We start from the raw sequence: 17,561 nt of genomic DNA, 5'->3' as shown, positions 1-17,561 counted from the left end.
TAGCCCCCTCTCCCTCAGGGACAGGGAGCCGATCACCGCCAGCCGATCCACCGCGATCCGCTTTTAGCCCCCTCTCCCTCAGGGAGAGGGCTGGGGTGAGGGGACCATTCACCACCGCTCCCCGCCCACAAAAAACACCCCCCAAGCCACCATTCAGTTTTCCCCCATCAAGCCGATGCCCTTGGAACAACAACCCCCACGCCCGTTGTTCATCCAGGGAGCTGCACCATGTTCAATGCCTTTGCCCGTTACCTGGGCAATCTCAGCGTCAATCTGAAACTCGGGATCGGTTTCGGCTTGGTGCTCTTGCTGACACTCTTGATCGCCGTCACCGGCTGGCTCGGCTTGAGCCGACTGATCGAGCGCGCGGACAAGATCGTCGCCATCGCCGAGCTGGACGACAAGATGCGCGACCTGCGCATCGCCCGACAGAATTTCGAACTGCAGAAAGGTAACAGCGGCAGCGATCTGGTGACCAAGGCCCTGGACGATCTGGACGTAGGGCTCGATGCCGCTAACCACATGATGGTCGTGCCCGGCGATCTGCAATTGCTGGAACAGCAAAGTGCGGCCGTGCAAACCTATCGCAAGGAATTCGCCGCCTCGTTGCAGGCCCTGCAAAGCCGGGAGGCTGCCCGCACCCAGTTGGGGGCCACGGCCGATCGGGCCGTGGCAGTGGTCAGCGAAGTGGAGCTGAACCTGCTGCAATCAGGCGACACCACCGCCTACAGCGCGGCGGTCGACACCAGCAAAAAGCTGCAACAGGCGCGCTTCCAGGTGCGCGGTTATACCTACAGCGCCAAGGCCGAAGCCCGCCAGCCGGCCCTGGATGCCATCGACCAGGCGCTGGCGTCCATCGCCGCGCTGCCGGACAAGCTGCCCAGCCAGTACGCTGCCCCCCTGCAACCTGCCGCACCCGCCATGCAGGCGTACCGCGCCGCGGTGGCGCAGTTCAGTGATGCGCAGGTGGCAAGCACTCAGGCCATCGAACGCATGGCGACCCAAGGCAGCGTGCTGTTGGCGTTGAGCGACAAGCTGGGCGATTCGCAGACCGCCAAGCGCAACGCCGACGCCCAGCACGCCAAGACCTTGCTGGCGGTCGCCGCGGTACTGGCCTTGCTGCTGGGCCTGACCGCCGCCTGGATCATCACTCGGCAGATCGTGGTGCCCTTGCGCCAGACCTTGCAGGACGTCGAACGGGTCGCCACCGGCGACCTCACGCAAACCGTGCAGGTCACCCGCCGCGATGAGCTGGGTCAGGTCCAGCAAGCCTTGCAGCGCATGACCTTGAGCCTGCGCGAACTGATCGCCGGGATCGGCGACGGCGTCACGCAACTAGCCAGCGCCGCCGAAGAGCTGTCTGCGGTCACTGAACAGACCAGCGCCGGGGTCAACGCGCAGAAGGTCGAGACCGATCAGGTGGCCACTGCGATGAACGAAATGGCTGCGACGGTGCAGGAAGTCGCGCGCAACGCCGAGGAAGCTTCCGAGGCGGCAGTGGCGGCCGATCAGCAGGCTCGCGAAGGTGATCGCATGGTCAATCAGGCGGTGGCCCAGATCGAACGACTGGCTGCCGAGGTGGTGCACTCCACCGACGCCATGGCCTTGCTCAAGCAGGAAAGCGACAAGATTGGTGGGGTGCTGGACGTCATCAAGTCGGTTGCGCAGCAGACCAACCTGCTGGCGTTGAACGCTGCTATCGAGGCCGCCCGGGCCGGCGAGGCAGGCCGGGGCTTCGCCGTGGTGGCCGACGAGGTGCGCAGCCTGGCCCAGCGCACCCAGCAATCGACCGAGGAGATCGAAGGGTTGATCGCTTCGCTGCAAAGCGGCACCCACCAGGTCGCCAGCGCCATGGACAGCAGCCGCCAGATGACTGACAGCACGGTGTTGCTGACCCGTCAGGCAGGTGAATCGCTGGCAGGCATCACCCGCACGGTGTCGACGATTCAGGCGATGAACCAGCAGATTGCATCGGCCGCCGAGCAACAGGGGGCGGTGGCTGAGGAGATCAACCGCAGCGTATCGAACGTGCGTGATGTGTCGGAACAGACCGCAGCGGCCAGCGAAGAAACGGCGGCCTCAAGCGTAGAGCTGGCCCGGTTGGGCGGGCATCTGCAGGGGTTGGTCGGGAAGTTCAGGGTGTAGGCGGTGTAGCGGGTGGGCGGACGCCTTCGCGGCTGCACGCCGCTCCTACAGGAGATCGGCGTTGCCTGCTGTGATGCTGGGCGGACGGCTTCGCGGCTGTACGCCGCTCCTACAGGGGGTCGGCGTTGCCTGCTGTGATGCTGGGCGGGCGCCTTCGCGGCTGTACGCCGCTCCTACGGGAGGGGGGGGATTCCTGTGGGAGCGGGTTCTACCCGCGATGGGGGCGGCACTGTCGCTGCATATCCCTGGCTATAACACCTGCCGCAGGAACGCCTGCGCCCGCGGCTCTTTCGGAGCACTGAAGAACTCGGCAGGCGGCGCATCTTCCAACAGTCGGCCGTGGTCGAAGAACAACACCCGGTCCGCCACTTCCCGGGCAAAGCCCATCTCGTGGGTCACGCAGACCATGGTCATGCCTTCCAGGGCCAGGGTCTTCATCACGTCCAGCACCTCACCGACCATCTCCGGGTCCAGCGCCGAGGTTGGTTCATCGAACAGCATCACCTTGGGGTCCATCGCCAGCGCGCGGGCAATGGCCACACGTTGCTGCTGCCCCCCGGAGAGCCGCGACGGGAACTCGTTGGCCTTCTCGCCGATGCCAACCTTCTCCAGCAGCGCCCTGGCCTTGGCCTCGCGCTCCGCCTTGCCGCGCTTGCGCACTACCTTCTGCGCCAGGCAGAGGTTTTCCAACACGGTCATGTGCGGGAACAGGTTGAAATGCTGAAACACCATGCCGACTTCACGGCGATAGGCATTGATGTCGGTCTTTGGATCGGCCAATTGCAACCCATCGATGCTCACCGAACCTTCGTCGAAATCTTCCAGGCCATTGAGGCAGCGCAGGAAGGTCGACTTGCCGGAGCCCGAAGGCCCCAGCACCACCAGCACTTCGCCCTTGGCCACCTGGGTACTCACCTGGTCTACCGCACGCACCACATGGCCGCGGGTGTCGAACACCTTGAGCAGGTCACGAACTTCAATCACTTTGCGCAAGCCTCCGTTCAAGCCGACTGGCGAAGTGCGACAGCGGCAGGTTGATCAGCAGGTACAGGCCCGCCACGCAGAACCATATTTCAAAGGTGGAGAACGATGTGGTGATCGCTTCGCGGCCGCTCTTGGTCAATTCGGTGATGGCGATGACCGACACCAGCGAGGTGTCCTTGACCAGGCTGATGAACTGCCCGGCCAGCGGCGGCAGCACCCGTTTGAACGCCTGGGGCAGGATGACGTGGCGCATCGACTGCCCAGCATTCAAACCCAGTGACCGAGCCGCTTCGCCCTGGCCGCGAGCGATGGATTGCACGCCCGAGCGCACGATCTCGGCCACATAGGCGCCGGTAAACAGCGCCAGCGCCGCGACCCCGGCGAACTCGCGGGACAGGTTGAGCACCGTGCCGATGAAGAAATAGAAAATGAAAATCTGCACCAGCAACGGCGTGCCACGTACCAACTCCACATAGACCGTGGACAGATGGCGCAGCGTGGGGTTGGCGGAGATCCGTGCCAGGCCCGCCGCCAGGCCAATCAGCAGCCCGAACAGACCCGACACCACCGACAGCCACAAGGTGGTCCACAGGCCCCAGGCAATCGGCCCTGCAGCCCAATGGCGGGTTACGCCTACCAGATCGCCTTCGGAGACATCGTCGCCCTCCTCCAGCAGCACGCTGTTACTGTCCACTTGCAGCACCTGCGTGGCGCCATCCTCATCGAGCAGCGTGACCCGCGCCGTGTCGCCCGCCACCGCGATCGACTGCACCGTACCGTAACCTTCGGCCCGCTGCGGCTCTTGCGCCTGGAACACGAAGTACTGCGGCACGCGGTTCCAGTGCCATTCATAGGCAATGCGCGAGGTGGCGAAATACAGGCTGCAGGCCAGGCCGACCAGCACCAGCGCGGTGAGCGCATGCCAAGGCCATTGGGCTTTCTTGTGTTTGATCACAGGGACAATCCGAATAAAGACGAACGCGCAGGACCGGCCTGCGCGTTGGGGGTCAACGCCGCCGAAGGGGCGTTATTCCATCTCTTTGAGCCAGTTCTTACTCTTGAACCACTTGTTGTGGATCCGCTCGTAACTGCCATCTTCACGCGCCTGGCGCAGGAAGTTGTTGATGAAGTTCAGGCTGTCGTAGTCGCCTTTCTTCAACCCGAACGCCAACGGCTCATAGGTGAAAGGCTCGTCCAGATAGACCAGTTTGCCGTTGCCGACCTTGTCCACTGCCACCACGTTGTAGGGCGAGTCGTAGATGAAGGCATCGGCCTTGCCGTTGACCACATCCAGCACCGCTTCGGGCTCATTGTCATAGCCATGGTACTGGGCCTTGGCAATCAGCTTCTTGGCCACGAACTCACCCGTGGTGCCCACCTTGGAGGTGATGCGGTAGTCGGCGCTGTTCAGGTCCTTGTAGGTCTTGACCTTGTCGGCCAGTTCCTTGCGGATCAGCAGGGTCTGGCCTACCACGATGAACGGATCGCTGAAGTTGATGCGCAGGTTGCGTTCCTGGGTCAGGGTGAGGCCGCTGCCGATCATGTCGAACTTGTCGGTGAGCAATGCGGGAATGATGCCGTCCAGGCTGGTGGACACCAGCTCCAGCTTGACGCCCATGGACTTGGCCATGGCCTTGAGCAGATCGACTTCGAAGCCGATGATGTCGCCGCGCTTGTTGGTCATTTCGAACGGCATGTAGGTAGGGTCCATGCCCACCCGCAAAGTGCCGCGCTTGACCGCCTCATCGATGGCGCCCGCCTGGGCGGAGCTCATAGCCACCGCGGCCATGACGCCGAGCAGCAGCATCGATAGATACTTCTTCATTACCAATCCCCTAGCCAACATCGGGCACGACCAGGCCTGGACGCACCATTTCGGGGTGCGATCCTAACCTAAACGGGAGTTCGGACAAAGTTCGATGGAGAAATTAGTGCCCAGTGGCACCGTTGCGGTGCATGGCACAAGACCTCGCCGGCCCCATCGCGGGCAGAGCCCGCTCCCACAAGAGACCGCGTGACAACCGCAGGTCCTGTGGAGGAGCTTGCGGGCGGGCCGCAGCTCCTGTGGGAGCGGGTTCTACCCGCGATGAGGCCGGGCCTGCCTAAGCGTTCTGCAACCCGACCGCCGCCACCGGCGCCTCAGGGTGCAGAGGCAACAGCGGCGAGTGCGGATCCGACTGCTTGGACTCGCGCCAGGCGCCCAGCCAGGCAGGGTTCTGGTCAGCCCACACATGATCGTGCAGACGCGACATCGCCACAGGGTCGCTGAGCAATGACATGCGGGTGTTGTTGTCCAGCTTCGCCGGTCCGCCTTCCAGTGCCTTGTTCACCCACTCCGCGCGCATGCTTTCGATGGGCGCCGCTTTGGCGTGCCGCGCGGTTGCCAGGCCGTAGGCCAGGGCATTCTGACGCGGATCGACCACAGCCCGGACGAAACCGTCCTTGAGGGCGTGCCAGCGGTTCTCGTGAGTGTACTGGTCAGTGGACAGCAGCTCCTGAGGCGTATCGTACTCCTCAGGAATCAGGAACAACTTCTCGTCGCGTGCCTGCAGACCCAGGTTGGTACGGCTGGAGATCACCGACACCGGGATCGACAGCATCAACGACCCGACGATAGGCGTCAGCCACCACAGGAAGCTGGGGTTCAACCAGATGACCAGAGCGGCCCACGCCGCACCCAGCACCGTCTGCGAGCCGTGGCGCTTGACCGCTTCCAGCCAAGGCGTGGAGTCGTCATCGCGCTGCGGCGAGTTCCAGGTCGCTGCCCAGCCCAGGAACGCGGCCAGCACGAAACGGGTATGGAACAGCATGCGCACCGGCGCCAGGAGCATGGAGAACAGCATCTCCAGCAGCATCGACAAGGTGACCTTGAAACGACCACCGTATTCCTTCGCGCCCTTGGCCCAGATCAGGATGATACTCAGCAGCTTGGGCAGGAACAGCAACACGATGGTGGTGGAGAACAACGCCACCGCCTTGTCCGGATGCCACTGCGGCCACAGCGGGTAAAGCTGCCGAGGCGCCAGGAAGTAGGTGGGCTCCATCAGCGTGTTCACTGCCAGCAAGGCTGTGGACAACACCAGGAAGAAGAACCACAAGGGTGCTGACAGGTACGACATCACGCCCGTCAGGAACACGGCGCGGTGCACCGGGTGCATGCCCTTGACCAGGAACAGGCGGAAGTTCATCAGGTTGCCGTGGCACCAGCGACGGTCTCGCTTGAGCTCGTCGAGAAGGTTGGGCGGCAACTCTTCATAACTGCCCGGCAGGTCATAGGCAATCCACACCCCCCAACCCGCGCGACGCATCAAGGCCGCTTCGACGAAGTCGTGAGACAGGATGGCACCGGCGAACGCACCCTTTCCTGGCAACGGCGCCAGGGCGCAGTGCTCGATGAACGGCTTCATGCGAATGATCGCGTTGTGCCCCCAGTAGTGGGATTCCCCCAACTGCCAGAAGTGCAGGCCAGCGGTAAACAGCGGGCCGTACACGCGGGTGGCGAACTGCTGCATGCGTGCATACAGGGTGTCCATGCCCGACGCTTTCGGCGCCGTCTGGATGATGCCGGCATCCGGGGTTGCTTCCATCAAGCGCACCAGGCTGGTCAGGCATTCACCACTCATGACGCTATCGGCGTCCAATACCACCATGTAACGGTAGTCGGCACCCCAGCGACGGCAGAAGTCGTCGAGGTTGCCACTCTTGCGCTTGACCCGACGGCGACGGCGGCGATAGAAGATATGCCCGAAGCCACCGGCTTCGCGACAGACTTCCAGCCAAGCCTGTTGCTCGGCCACGGCGATGTCGGGGTCATTGGTGTCGCTGAGCACGAAGAAGTCGAAGCGATCCAGATCGCCCGTGGCCTTCACCGACTCGAAAGTCGCGCGCAGGCCAGCGAAGACGCGTGGCACATCCTCGTTGCAGATGGGCATCACCAAGGCGGTGCGTGCGCCCGCCTCGATCGGCTCATTGCCGGCGCTGGCGCCGGAAATACGGTACTTGTCGCGACCGGTCAACAGTTCCAGAAAGCCCATCAGGGCGGTCCAGAAACCTGCCGACACCCAGCAGAACAGAATGCCGAACAGAATCAGGATGCTGGTCTGCAGGAAATACGGCAACACCTGGGTGGCGGTCTGCATCAGTGGCTGACGCACCACCTCGTCGAGATCGACCATGCCCCAACCCTGGTACGGCATGATGCCTTTCATGTACCAGCCAGCGACGATGGTCTGACCCAACATCAGCACCAGCAGGATGTAGCGGCGCATCGAGCCCACCCAGCGCCAGCGCGCATGGGGCAGCTCTCGCTTGTCACTGGTCGGCTCCGGTCGGCTGGCCTTGCCGGTGAGCTTGCGCCACACCCGCACGATCACGTTGGTGCGCCAAGGCTCGGGAACCACCTTGGTACGGTTGATCGGCGGCGTTGTCTTGAGCTTGATCCGGCCGCTGGCATCCACCGCCAGCATCTCGGCTTCTTCGAACTCGGCGGCACTGTCGAGGCGCAGACGCTGCTCGACGGAATTCTGCGCGCCCAGCACGGAGTCGTGCGCCGGGCGCCCCGAGAGGCGCTCGTGCAATTGCGCGAAGGACGTGCAGCTGGCGAGTTCCGCGCGCTGCTCGGCACTGAGGGGCAGGTGTGCCAGATACTCGCTGAGCGATTCTGGTCGAGCTGGAGAATTAGTCATCGGCGGGCAACTGGTAGCTCCAGGTTTCAGTCAGGACTTGTTCGGTCTTGACCGGTTCGGTAGGTGCGGCCGGAGCAGCTTCAGCCGGTGCCGGAGCGGTTTCGGCAACCTTCTCGGCCTTGGCGTGAGCCTTGTCATGCTTGACCGGGGCCTTTTCTTCCTTGGCAGGCTCGACAGGTGCGGCAGGCTCGACGGGCAGGTCCTTGACCAGCGCGGCGCGCATCTCCACAGCCTTGTTCGGATCCTTGACCTTGACCCGCAGGGTCAGGCGCCAGCCTTTGGTCTCGGGATTATAGCGGACGTTGTTTTCCACCAGATCGGCGTTGTCGTCGACGCTGACCTGACTGCGCACGGCGGCGTCTTCAGGCAACGCGGCCAGTACCGGACCTTCGTAGTCGAGCAGGAATGCCACGCTGCCGTCAGGCTGACGGATCAGGTTGGACTGCTTGACGTCACCGGTCGAACGCAGGGTCTGCTTGACCCAGCCGATATCCGGCGAGTGGAACTCGTCTTCGTCCAGGGTCCAGTGCAGACGGTAGTTGTGCTCCAGCGGCTGACCCGGCTCCGGGATCTTCTCCGGGTTCCAGAAGGCTACGATGTTGTCGTTGGTTTCATCGGCGGTGGGGATTTCCACCAGGTCGACGGTGCCTTTGCCCCAATCGCCCTTGGGTTCGATCCAGGCGCTCGGACGCTTGTCGTAGCGGTCGTCCAGGTCTTCGTAGCGGCCGAACTCGCGACCCCGTTGCAGCAAACCGAAGCCACGCGGGTTCTCGACGGTGAAGCTGCTCACGGCCAGGTGTTTCGGGTTGTTCAGCGGGCGCCACAGCCACTCGCCGTTGCCGGCATGGATCGACAGACCCGTGGAGTCATGCAGTTCGTGACGGTAGTTCTGCACGCGCGATGGCTGGTTGGAGCCGAACAGGAACATGCTGGTCAGCGGCGCGATACCCAGGCGGCTGACATGGTCACGCAGGAACACCCGCGACTCGACGTCGACGGTGGTGTCCTTGCCTGGACGCAGGATCAGTTTATAGGCACCGGTGGAGCGCGGTGAGTCCAGGAGGGCAAAGATCACCAGCTGCTTGTCGCCTTCGTTCGGACGCTCGATCCAGAACTCGCGAAAACGCGGGAATTCCTCGCCGGACGGCAACGCGGTGTCCAGCGCCAGACCGCGGGCGGACAGACCGTATACCTGATTCTTGCCGATGACGCGGAAGTAGCTCGCGCCCAGCATGGTCATGATTTCGTCTTGCTTGTCGGCCTTGTTGATCGGGAACAGCACGCGGAAGCCCGCGTAGCCCAGTTGCTCGGTGGCCTTGGGATCGAACTGCAGATCGCCGAAATCGAACCGCGCCGGATCGTACTTGATCTCGTTGACAGCGGTGGCGGTGACTTCGTTGATGCGTACCGGGGTATCGAAGTGCATGCCCTGGTGATAGAAAGAAAGCTTGAACGGGGTCTTGGCTTCGGCCCATTCGGCCTTTTCATTGCGGAAGCGGATTTTCTGGTAATCCGCGAACTTCATGTCGCGAAATTCTTTCGGCAGGTTGCTTTTCGGGGCGTCGAATTTTTGCCCGGCGAGCTCCTTGGCCCGATTGGCGACGTCATCCAGGCTGAATGCCCAGAGCTGACCAGCGCTGAACAGGCACAGCAGCGCCGAACCGGTCAGCAATGCCTTGCGCAACCGAGTGCGGGGTGTTGGTGAAGCATTTAAAGGACTAACAATCACGAGCAACCCTCGCCGAAAACAGATCGAAAAACCAACGGCCAGCTGTCATGTGCCGGGTTGGCGAGCATTGTTCCGACTCCAAAAGGGCGTAATGATTCCCCAAGCGGAACGGCACAAGTCTCAAGCTGGACAAAATGAGCGCCGAAACGCGGCGCCCTTGGCGCGCGATTATCTAGCACGCCGCGTTACAACGCATCAGGGTAAACGAAGTATTTATCCTACAAAGGACGGTAATTTGTCGCAAACCTGCCATTAGAGGGCCACTAAATTTGTAACATGAAAGTTACAGGCCCATCGTTGGTCAGATTCACTTGCATATCGGCACCGAACCGCCCTGTTTCCACCCGCCCGTGAGCCTGTTTCGCCGCGGCTACCAGGTAGTGGAACAGGTCGGCGGCAAGTGCTGGCGGGGCGGCGGTGGAAAAGCCCGGGCGCATGCCGCTTCGAGTGTCGGCGGCGAGGGTGAACTGGGACACCAGCAACAGGCCGCCGCCGATGTCCTTGAGCGACAGGTTCATCTTGCCTTGCTCGTCGCTGAACACCCTGTAGTTGAGCAATTTGTGCAGCAGCTTGTCGGCGCTGGCCGGGGTGTCGTGCGGCTCTACTGCCACCAGCACCAGCAGGCCCTGGTCGATGGCACCCACGGTTTCACCCTCGACCTGCACCTGTGCCTGGCTGACCCTTTGCAGCAGTCCCTTCACGCCTCCTCCAGAGGCAGGTCGAGCAAACGCCTGGCCATCTGGTCGGCGGCGCGCACCAGGGCATCGGTGATGCCCGGCTCGGAAGCCGCATGGCCGGCGTCGCGAATCACCTGCAGCTCACTGTTCGGCCAGGCCTGGTGCAGCGCCCAGGCATTGTCCAGCGGGCAGATCACGTCGTAGCGCCCGTGCACGATCACTGCGGGCAGATGGGCGATGCGCGGCACGTCGCGGATCAATTGATCCGGCTCGAGAAAGGCATTGTTGACGAAGTAGTGGCACTCGATACGAGCAATCGACAGCGCACGCTGTGGCTCGGAGAAGCGGTCGACCACCAGCGGGTTGGGGCGCAGGGTCGCAGTGCGCCCTTCCCAGGTCGACCAGGCCTTGGCCGCGTGCATCTGGGCAATCTGGTCGTTGCCGGTCAAGCGCCTGTGAAAGGCCTGCAGCAGATCGCCGCGCTCCTCGCTGGGGATCGGCGCGATGTAGTCCTGCCAGTAGTCGGGGAACATGCGGCTGGCGCCACTTTGATAGAACCACTCGATTTCCTGCGGACGGCACAGGAACACGCCGCGCAGGATCAGGCCATGCACGCGCTCGGGGTGGGTCTGGGCATAGGCCAGGGCGAGTGTGGAACCCCAGGAGCCACCGAACAGCACCCATTTATCGATACCCAGGTGTTTGCGGATGCGCTCCATATCTTCGATCAGGTGCCAGATCGTGTTGTTTTCCAGGCTGGCGTGGGGCGTGGAGCGACCGCAGCCGCGCTGGTCGAAGGTGACGATGCGATACAGGTTGGGGTCGAAGTAGCAGCGGCTCTGGGCATCGCAGCCCGAACCGGGACCGCCGTGAATGAACAGCACCGGCAGGCCCTCGGGGGAGCCGCTTTCATCGACGTACAGCACATGCGGCTGTTCCACGGCCAGATCATGCCTGGCATAGGGTTTGATCTGCGGGTACAAAGTCTGCATCACGCGCTCCGTAAGGGTGGATTGATTCTCCCGTCGGGCATCATAAACCTGAATGGCCTCGGGAAGCATGCCCCTCTCTATCATAAGGTTTCAGAGCCGTTCGCCGATCCGATAGCTGCCCCCCGGCGCGCCCCGATGCAGGGCCGCTTGAATGTCACCATAGAGCCCTTCGGCCTGGGGCGCGGTGAGGGTCTGGGCGTGATCGCGCAACACCACCCGCAGCACCAGATTTTCCTGACCGCGAACGATCCCCAGGCGTTCGATGATCGGGCTGGGCAGCTCGTCGAACGGCCAGCGGCCTTTCACACTCAGCTCTTCGATCCAGTTGGCGCGGTAGTCGGCGATCTGCAGGATCTGCTCGGTGAGGGTTTCGGGGTTCAAGCCCGGCTCGACCGCCATCGACAGATCACGGCTGATGGGCACCTGCCGGGAGATCGGCTGCCACGGCTTGAGATGCGCCATCTGTGCCTGCACCCGCGGATGCGCGTCGCGCAACAGGCGGATGTCGGGCACGCCCTTGCGCAGCATCACCAGCCGGTCCAGACCTACGCTCAGGGCCAGACCGCCGTGCACCGCCGGGTCGATGTCCAGGCGCTGCAGCAAGGTCCGGGCGATGCAGCCGGCTTGCAGAACCGCGACCGGCTTCTGCCGATTCAGCAAACAGGCTTGGATACCTCCTTCGGTGTAGGGGTGAACGCTGTCGACGTGCACCCAGGCTCGACCCGGCACGGCAATGCCCAGCACATCGCCGACCAAGCGCAATAGATCGCGGCGATTGGAGAGGTCGGGGTCGCCCAGCACCCAGATGTCCATCTGATGGGGCTCGGCGCAGTGCCAGCGGTCGCGCACGTCGCGGCGAAAGGTAATGCCTGGGGCGGCCACAACCACGGCTTCTCCCGCCAGGCGGCGGCTGGCAGCGGCCTGCAGGCCAGCGATGATCGCGCTGGTGGTTTGCGTGCGCAGTATCAGATGATCGTCGATCCAGCAGGTCTGTGCATGCATGGCCGCAGCGGCATGGACGTCGTAGCCGAGCAACTCATGACACTCGTGGGCGGGAACGATGCGGGGCTGTTTCTGTACCTGCGCCAGCGGCCACCCCAACCGTACCAGGCCCGCCAGCAGGTCCTTGACCATCAGGCGCACGGCGTGCACCGGGTCGCAGGCTTCGGTCAGGTCGGCCACGCGCAATGCCTTGTGGATCGCTTCGTGGCTGAGGTAGTGCTTGGTCACGGGCATGGTGGCATTCCTTTGTGCTTGGAGAAATGCCAACACGCTATTGAGGGGCTTTCGCTTGAACAATCGGAAATGTCTGAAGGGGGTGTCTTTCGGACATTTCCTACAAGAAAAGTCGCGGATGATGATGGTGGGGGGGCCAGGTGCCTGGGTTTGGCGGTGTCTGGTAGGGCCTCATCGCGGGTAGAACCCGCTCCCACAAGGGGGATTCGGTGCCCTTGCAATTTCACCCTCACCCCTGTGGGAGCGGGTTCTACCCGCGATAAGGCCCTCACCCACACCACATACCCCGGCTAAACCTCCACCACCCCGCGCCGCTGCACAAAGCGATTGACGTATTCATCCGCCGGGCTGTGGAGAATCTCACTGGGGGTGCCCACCTGGATCAACCGGCCATCCTTGAGAATGGCGATACGATCGCCAAGACGCAGCGCCTCGTCCAGGTCGTGGGTGATGAACACGATGGTCTTGTGCAGGCTGGCCTGCAGCGCCTTCAGCTGGTCCTGCATTTCCGCACGGATCAATGGGTCCAGGGCGCTGAAGGCTTCGTCCATCAGAATGATCTCGGTATCGGCCGCCAAAGCCCGCGCCAGGCCTACCCGCTGGCGCATGCCGCCGGACAGCTGATGGGGATAAGACTGTTCATAGCCTGCCAGGCCCACCACCTTGATCCAATGCTGCGCCCGCTCCTGACACTGCGCCTTGCTCTCGCCCCGCACTTTCAGGCCGTAGCCTACGTTGTGCAGCACGGTCTTGTGGGGCAACAGGCCAAAACTCTGGAACACCATGCTGATCTTGTGCCGGCGAAATTCGCGCAGGGCCTGGCGGTCGTAGCCCAGAACGTCTTGGCCATCGACCAGCACCTGACCGCTGGACGGATCGATCAAGCGGTTGAAGTGGCGCACCAGCGTCGACTTGCCCGAACCTGAAAGGCCCATGATCACGAACACTTCGCCGGCGGCGATGGACAGCGACAGATCATCCACGCCGACCACACAACCGGTGCTGGCCAGGACCTGATCCTTGCTGTGTCCCTGGCGACTCAACGCCAGCGCCTCGCGTTCGCGGCTGCCGAAAACCTTGTAGACGTTGCGCACTTCGATCTTGGGCTGGTTCATCGGCCGACCTCGTGACGTGGGCGGCCATAGGCCTGGGTAATACGGTCGATGACCACCGCCAGAATCACGATGGCCAGGCCGGCCTCCAGGCCGCGACCCACGTTGAGCGTCTGGATGCCCACCAGCACGTCTTCGCCCAGGCCGCGGGCGCCGATCATCGAAGCGATCACCACCATGGACAGGGCCATCATGGTGGTCTGGTTGACCCCGGCCATGATGCTCGGCAATGCCAGTGGCAGCTGCACACCGAACAACTGTTGCCAACGGCTGGCGCCAAAGGCGTTGACCGCTTCCATCACTTCGCGATCGACCTGACGGATACCCAGGTCGGTGAGGCGGATGAGCGGCGGTGCGGCGTAGATCACGGTGGCGAAAATGGCCGGGACCTTGCCCAGGCCAAACAGCATCAGCACGGGGATCAGGTACACGAAGCTGGGCATGGTCTGCATGATGTCGAGCAGGGGCATCAGCACCGTACGCAGGCGTTTGCTGCGTGCCGACAGGATGCCCAGTGGAATCCCGATGGCGACCGAGATCAGCGTGGCTACCAGCATCAGGGCCAGGGTCTGCATCAACTTCTCCCACAGGCCGACAGCGCCTACCAGGAACAGCAAGCCAACGATGACCAGCGTCGTCACCACCTTGCGCGACGCATGCCAGGCGATTCCACCGACGATGATCAGCATCAGCCACCACGGGGTCATGCGCAGCAGGCTTTCAAGGTTGACGATGGCCCACAGCAGGGTGTCGGAGATATGGCGGAACACATCGCCATAATTGGTGACCAGTGCATCAACCCAGTCGTTGATCCAGTTGGCGATGGAAAAGGTGAAGCTTTCTGGAAACATGGGGCGGTCTCTGTATCAGGGAACTTGTTGAGAGGGCTGGGGTGTCTGGGCGGGCCTCATCGCGGGTAGAACCCGCTCCCACGAGGGTGCATCGCCAGGCGCAGATTCCAGTGGGAGCTGGGGTGTCTGCACTGGCCCCATCGCGGGCAGAGCCCGCTCCCACAGGGGGGCATCGCCAGGCGCAGATTCCAGTGGGAGATGGGGTGTCTGCACTGGCCTCATCGCGGGCAGAGCCCGCTCCCACAGGGGTGCATCGCCTGGCGCAGATTCCAGTGGGAGCTGGGGTGCCTGCACTGGCCCCATCGCGGGCAGAGCCCGCTCCCACAGGGGTGCATCGCCTGGCGCAGATTCCAGTGGGAGCTGGGGCCCCCACAGAGATGCATCGCCACGCGCAACCCCCCTGTGGGAGCGGGTTCTACCCGCGATGGGGCCAGTGCAGACACTGCAACCACCCCTGACACCCCCACGGCCTACAGCGCCGCCTCGATCTTGTGCGCAGCCTCTTCGCTCACCCATTGTTTCCACACCTGCGGATGCTCCTTCAAGAACAACTGTGCCAGCTTAGGCGACTCGATGCGTTCCTTGCTCATGCGGGCCAGGTTCTGGTTGAGCAGATCGATCGGCAGGTTGACCTTCTCGAACACACTGAGCAACTCCGGCGCACCGTCATGGAAGGTTTTCGACAACCCCACCTTGATGCTGATGGTCTTGTCCACACCTGGCTTCTCGTCCAGTTTGACTACATCAATCTGCCCCAGCAGCGGCGTAGGCGACCAGTAGTAGAACAGAATCGGCTCGCCGCGCTTGTAGCTCGACAGCACCGCCGCATCCAGCGCCGGTCCGGTCCCCGGGCGGAAATTGGTATAGCTGCTCTCGAGCCCGTAGCTCTTGAGCATCTGGCTGTTCTCCAGCTCGCAGGTCCAACCGGCGGGGCAATTGTAGAAGCGACCTTTGTCGGGCTCTTCCTGGTCCTTGAACACTTGGGCGTAACGGCCCAGGTCGGCAATGGCCTTGAGGTCCGGCGCCTTGGCTGCCAGCTTGCGCGAGGCATCGCCCTCGATCACATAGCGCGGCACGTACCAGCCTTCCACGGCACCCACGACCGGTGCGCCTACACCCACGACCTTGCCCGCCTGCTCAGCCTTGTTCCAGACTTCGCTGCGCCCTACCCATTCTTCGGCGAACACCTGGATATCGTTGCTGCCCAGCGCGCTTTCCATGGTGATGGAGTTACCCGGCAGGCTGTCGGTGGTGCAGCCGTAGCCGTGCTTGAGCACGAATTGCAGCAGGTCGGTGAGCAGCATGCCGCTCTCCCAGTTGAGGCCGGCGAATTTCACCGGCTTGCCGGACTCGCACCAGGCCGCAGCCTGACTGCTACCGGCGCCGGCCAGCAAGCCCAGGGACACGGCCGAGGCCAATAACAGAGGGGTTTTTCTCATCAAGTCCAGCTCCTGACAGGCAATGGGAATCCACGATCATTAGGTCTGACCGCAGGTTCGGGCATTGTTCTGCGTCGAGCGTGGCACTACTTGCTGAAACGGCCTTCGAGACGATGGCGGGCACCGGGGTGAATCAGCCTGGCAGCGGTCACCGGCGTCTTGCCCGACCAGGTTCGGCGCAGGATCAGCAGGCAGGGTTCGCTGTGATCGATCTGCAGCAGCTCGCACTCGTGGGGATGGGCCAGAATCGCCTCGACCACGTGCTCGCCGGCGGTCAGGGGGGCGACGCGAGTGAGGTAGGCGTAGGGGGTTTCGTCGACGAAATCCTGCTGCAGATAGTCGGGCGCAATCTGCGCATTGACGTAGCGGTCTTCGATCTGCACGGGGAGGTCGTTCTCGTAGTGCACGATGATCGAGTGGAACACCCGCTGGCCTTCGCGCATGTTCAAGGTCTGGGCGCGCTCGGTGCCAGCGGCTTCTTCCTCGAGCAGCACCAGTTGGCTGCTGTGGCGATGACCGCGAGCGGAGATCTCGTCGGCAATGTTGTGCACTTCGAACAACGCCGACTGGCTGCGCGGCTCGGCCACGAAGGTGCCCACTCCCTGCATGCGCACCAGCAGACCTTCGGCGGTCAGCTCACGCAAGGCCCGGTTGATGGTCATGCGGCTGAAACCCAGCTGATTGACCAGCTCGCTCTCGGAAGGCACGCGAAAATGCGGCGGCCAGGTGCCGTTGAGGATCTGCAGCGCGATCATCTGTTTCACACGGGCGTACAGGGGGGCCGGACTTTCGCCCATCTGGGCAGCCAGCGCAGAGACAACAGGCGGAGTCGGCACGGGAGTTCCTTGGTCGATTCGATGGCCATAGCTTGCCGGAGTTTAACGGGCAGGCAAACGTCTGTATATGTATATACAAACATGGGTCCGGACGGATGGGGCTAGGGCGCTAGTGTACCGCTACTGGCACCCCGATGCTGAATCATTGCCCCAGATCGGCATCCGCCACACGCCAGATCAACCGCGTGGTGTCGTAACCCTGTTGCTGCGCCTTGGCCAGCATCTGCTCACGCACCGCGCGCGATACCGTGGGTGTACGCGCCAGCAACCACAGGTACTTGCGATTGGGGTTGCCGACCAGCGCGGTCTGGTAGCCATCGCCGATATCGAGCACCCAATAGTCACCCTTGGTGACGCCCGGCGCGATCCGGGAAAACCAGTTATCGAACTCGACCCACAGCTTGTCGGTCTTGCCCGCCACCTGCGGCGACGCCGTGCCGGAGGCCTCCTGCCATTCGCCCTGGGCGGTGCGGCAGCGATTCAATACGCCGACGTTGCCGTCCGGCTTGAGGGTGTAATGGGCTTCGGATTGCGCACAGTTGCGCTGGAAGAACATGGGCAGGCGGGCGACTTCGTACCAGGTGCCCTGGTATTTGTGCAGATCGACCGAGTCAACGGTGCGCGGTGCCATGGAAGGGTCGGGCGAGCTTGCGCAGGCGCCGAGGAACAGGATAGAGACGCAGATCAGGGCCAGCTTGCGTGGGGACATGGGGGGTTACTCCTGAACGGGGCTAGGGAGGGGGATCGGTGGTGGAGGGTCCCCTCACCCCAGCCCTCTCCCTGAGGGAGAGGGAGCCGTACGGTGGTGTGGCGGCGAGCGGCGATCGGTTTCCAGTCCCCGCTCCCCCCGCCGTCCGCGATCTGCTTCTAGCCCC

14 protein-coding genes and 1 pseudogene are annotated in these 17,561 nt (G+C 63.1%); 2 read left to right on the top strand and 13 right to left on the bottom strand.

Annotated features, from left to right (window positions below; genetic code table 11):
- Window positions 1-228 precede the first annotated feature (228 nt).
- Together B3397_RS22530 and B3397_RS22525 are read left to right on the top strand one after the other, a co-directional pair.
- Window positions 229-1,290, top strand: a pseudogene (locus B3397_RS22530) (methyl-accepting chemotaxis protein); the annotation flags it as partial.
- Window positions 1,282-2,145 carry a methyl-accepting chemotaxis protein gene (locus tag B3397_RS22525; RefSeq protein ID WP_414704361.1) on the top strand — a complete coding sequence of 288 codons (864 nt, stop codon included), beginning with the start codon at window positions 1,282-1,284 and terminating at the stop codon, window positions 2,143-2,145. The pseudogene B3397_RS22530 and the gene B3397_RS22525, both read left to right, overlap by 9 nt.
- Window positions 2,146-2,394: 249 nt before the next feature.
- On the opposite strand, the gene B3397_RS07705 is transcribed toward B3397_RS22525, so the two are convergent.
- From B3397_RS07705 to B3397_RS07645, 13 genes are all read right to left on the bottom strand, one after another.
- Window positions 2,395-3,129 carry an amino acid ABC transporter ATP-binding protein gene (locus tag B3397_RS07705; RefSeq protein WP_296248752.1) on the bottom strand — a complete coding sequence of 245 codons (735 nt, stop codon included), beginning with the start codon at window positions 3,127-3,129 and terminating at the stop codon, window positions 2,395-2,397.
- Complete coding sequence (locus tag B3397_RS07700; RefSeq protein ID WP_296248750.1) at window positions 3,122-4,084, bottom strand: amino acid ABC transporter permease; 963 nt, start codon at window positions 4,082-4,084, stop codon at window positions 3,122-3,124. Before B3397_RS07700 ends, B3397_RS07705 begins: the two co-directional genes overlap by 8 nt.
- 72 nt (window positions 4,085-4,156) lie before the next feature.
- On the bottom strand, window positions 4,157-4,954 hold the full coding sequence (locus B3397_RS07695; protein WP_296248748.1) for a transporter substrate-binding domain-containing protein: 798 nt from the start codon (window positions 4,952-4,954) through the stop codon (window positions 4,157-4,159).
- 277 nt (window positions 4,955-5,231) lie between these two features.
- On the bottom strand, window positions 5,232-7,814 hold the full coding sequence (mdoH, locus tag B3397_RS07690) for a glucans biosynthesis glucosyltransferase MdoH (RefSeq protein ID WP_296248747.1): 2,583 nt from the start codon (window positions 7,812-7,814) through the stop codon (window positions 5,232-5,234).
- A complete protein-coding gene (locus tag B3397_RS07685; protein WP_414704360.1) occupies window positions 7,807-9,540 on the bottom strand; it encodes a glucan biosynthesis protein G in 1,734 nt (577 codons plus the stop codon). Before B3397_RS07685 ends, mdoH begins: the two co-directional genes overlap by 8 nt.
- A gap of 266 nt (window positions 9,541-9,806) precedes the next feature.
- Window positions 9,807-10,244 carry a D-aminoacyl-tRNA deacylase gene (dtd, locus tag B3397_RS07680; protein WP_296248744.1) on the bottom strand — a complete coding sequence of 146 codons (438 nt, stop codon included), beginning with the start codon at window positions 10,242-10,244 and terminating at the stop codon, window positions 9,807-9,809.
- On the bottom strand, window positions 10,241-11,212 hold the full coding sequence (pip, locus tag B3397_RS07675) for a prolyl aminopeptidase (protein WP_296248742.1): 972 nt from the start codon (window positions 11,210-11,212) through the stop codon (window positions 10,241-10,243). Before pip ends, dtd begins: the two co-directional genes overlap by 4 nt.
- A gap of 90 nt (window positions 11,213-11,302) precedes the next feature.
- Entirely contained in the window at window positions 11,303-12,448 is a 1,146-nt protein-coding gene (locus B3397_RS07670) for a hypothetical protein (RefSeq protein ID WP_296248740.1), read from the bottom strand.
- 290 nt (window positions 12,449-12,738) lie between these two features.
- Entirely contained in the window at window positions 12,739-13,563 is an 825-nt protein-coding gene (locus B3397_RS07665) for a quaternary amine ABC transporter ATP-binding protein (protein WP_296248738.1), read from the bottom strand.
- Window positions 13,560-14,411, bottom strand: coding sequence for an ABC transporter permease (locus B3397_RS07660; protein ID WP_296248737.1), 852 nt, complete (start codon window positions 14,409-14,411; stop codon window positions 13,560-13,562). Before B3397_RS07660 ends, B3397_RS07665 begins: the two co-directional genes overlap by 4 nt.
- A 470-nt stretch (window positions 14,412-14,881) precedes the next feature.
- On the bottom strand, window positions 14,882-15,850 hold the full coding sequence (locus tag B3397_RS07655; RefSeq protein WP_296248735.1) for an ABC transporter substrate-binding protein: 969 nt from the start codon (window positions 15,848-15,850) through the stop codon (window positions 14,882-14,884).
- An 86-nt stretch (window positions 15,851-15,936) separates the two neighbouring features.
- Window positions 15,937-16,647 carry a histidine utilization repressor gene (gene hutC, locus B3397_RS07650; protein WP_296248806.1) on the bottom strand — a complete coding sequence of 237 codons (711 nt, stop codon included), beginning with the start codon at window positions 16,645-16,647 and terminating at the stop codon, window positions 15,937-15,939.
- A gap of 181 nt (window positions 16,648-16,828) precedes the next feature.
- A complete protein-coding gene (locus B3397_RS07645) occupies window positions 16,829-17,395 on the bottom strand; it encodes a lipocalin family protein (protein ID WP_296248733.1) in 567 nt (188 codons plus the stop codon).
- Window positions 17,396-17,561 lie beyond the last annotated feature (166 nt).

Source organism: Pseudomonas sp. UBA4194 (genome assembly GCF_002379585.1).
Lineage (GTDB): Bacteria > Pseudomonadota > Gammaproteobacteria > Pseudomonadales > Pseudomonadaceae > Aquipseudomonas.
Note: the sequence above shows the minus strand (reverse complement) of the source record. Positions and strands in the feature narration are given on the sequence as shown.

Coding starts and splice junctions, on each gene's coding strand:
- B3397_RS22525 (WP_414704361.1), top strand. CDS start 1,282: ATGACCTTGAGCCTGCGCGAACTGATCGCCGGGATCGGCGACGGCGTC.
- B3397_RS07695 (WP_296248748.1), bottom strand. CDS start 4,954: ATGAAGAAGTATCTATCGATGCTGCTGCTCGGCGTCATGGCCGCGGTG.
- mdoH (WP_296248747.1), bottom strand. CDS start 7,814: ATGACTAATTCTCCAGCTCGACCAGAATCGCTCAGCGAGTATCTGGCA.
- pip (WP_296248742.1), bottom strand. CDS start 11,212: ATGCAGACTTTGTACCCGCAGATCAAACCCTATGCCAGGCATGATCTG.
- B3397_RS07670 (WP_296248740.1), bottom strand. CDS start 12,448: ATGCCCGTGACCAAGCACTACCTCAGCCACGAAGCGATCCACAAGGCA.
- B3397_RS07665 (WP_296248738.1), bottom strand. CDS start 13,563: ATGAACCAGCCCAAGATCGAAGTGCGCAACGTCTACAAGGTTTTCGGC.
- B3397_RS07660 (WP_296248737.1), bottom strand. CDS start 14,411: ATGTTTCCAGAAAGCTTCACCTTTTCCATCGCCAACTGGATCAACGAC.
- B3397_RS07655 (WP_296248735.1), bottom strand. CDS start 15,850: ATGAGAAAAACCCCTCTGTTATTGGCCTCGGCCGTGTCCCTGGGCTTG.
- hutC (WP_296248806.1), bottom strand. CDS start 16,647: ATGGGCGAAAGTCCGGCCCCCCTGTACGCCCGTGTGAAACAGATGATC.
- B3397_RS07645 (WP_296248733.1), bottom strand. CDS start 17,395: ATGTCCCCACGCAAGCTGGCCCTGATCTGCGTCTCTATCCTGTTCCTC.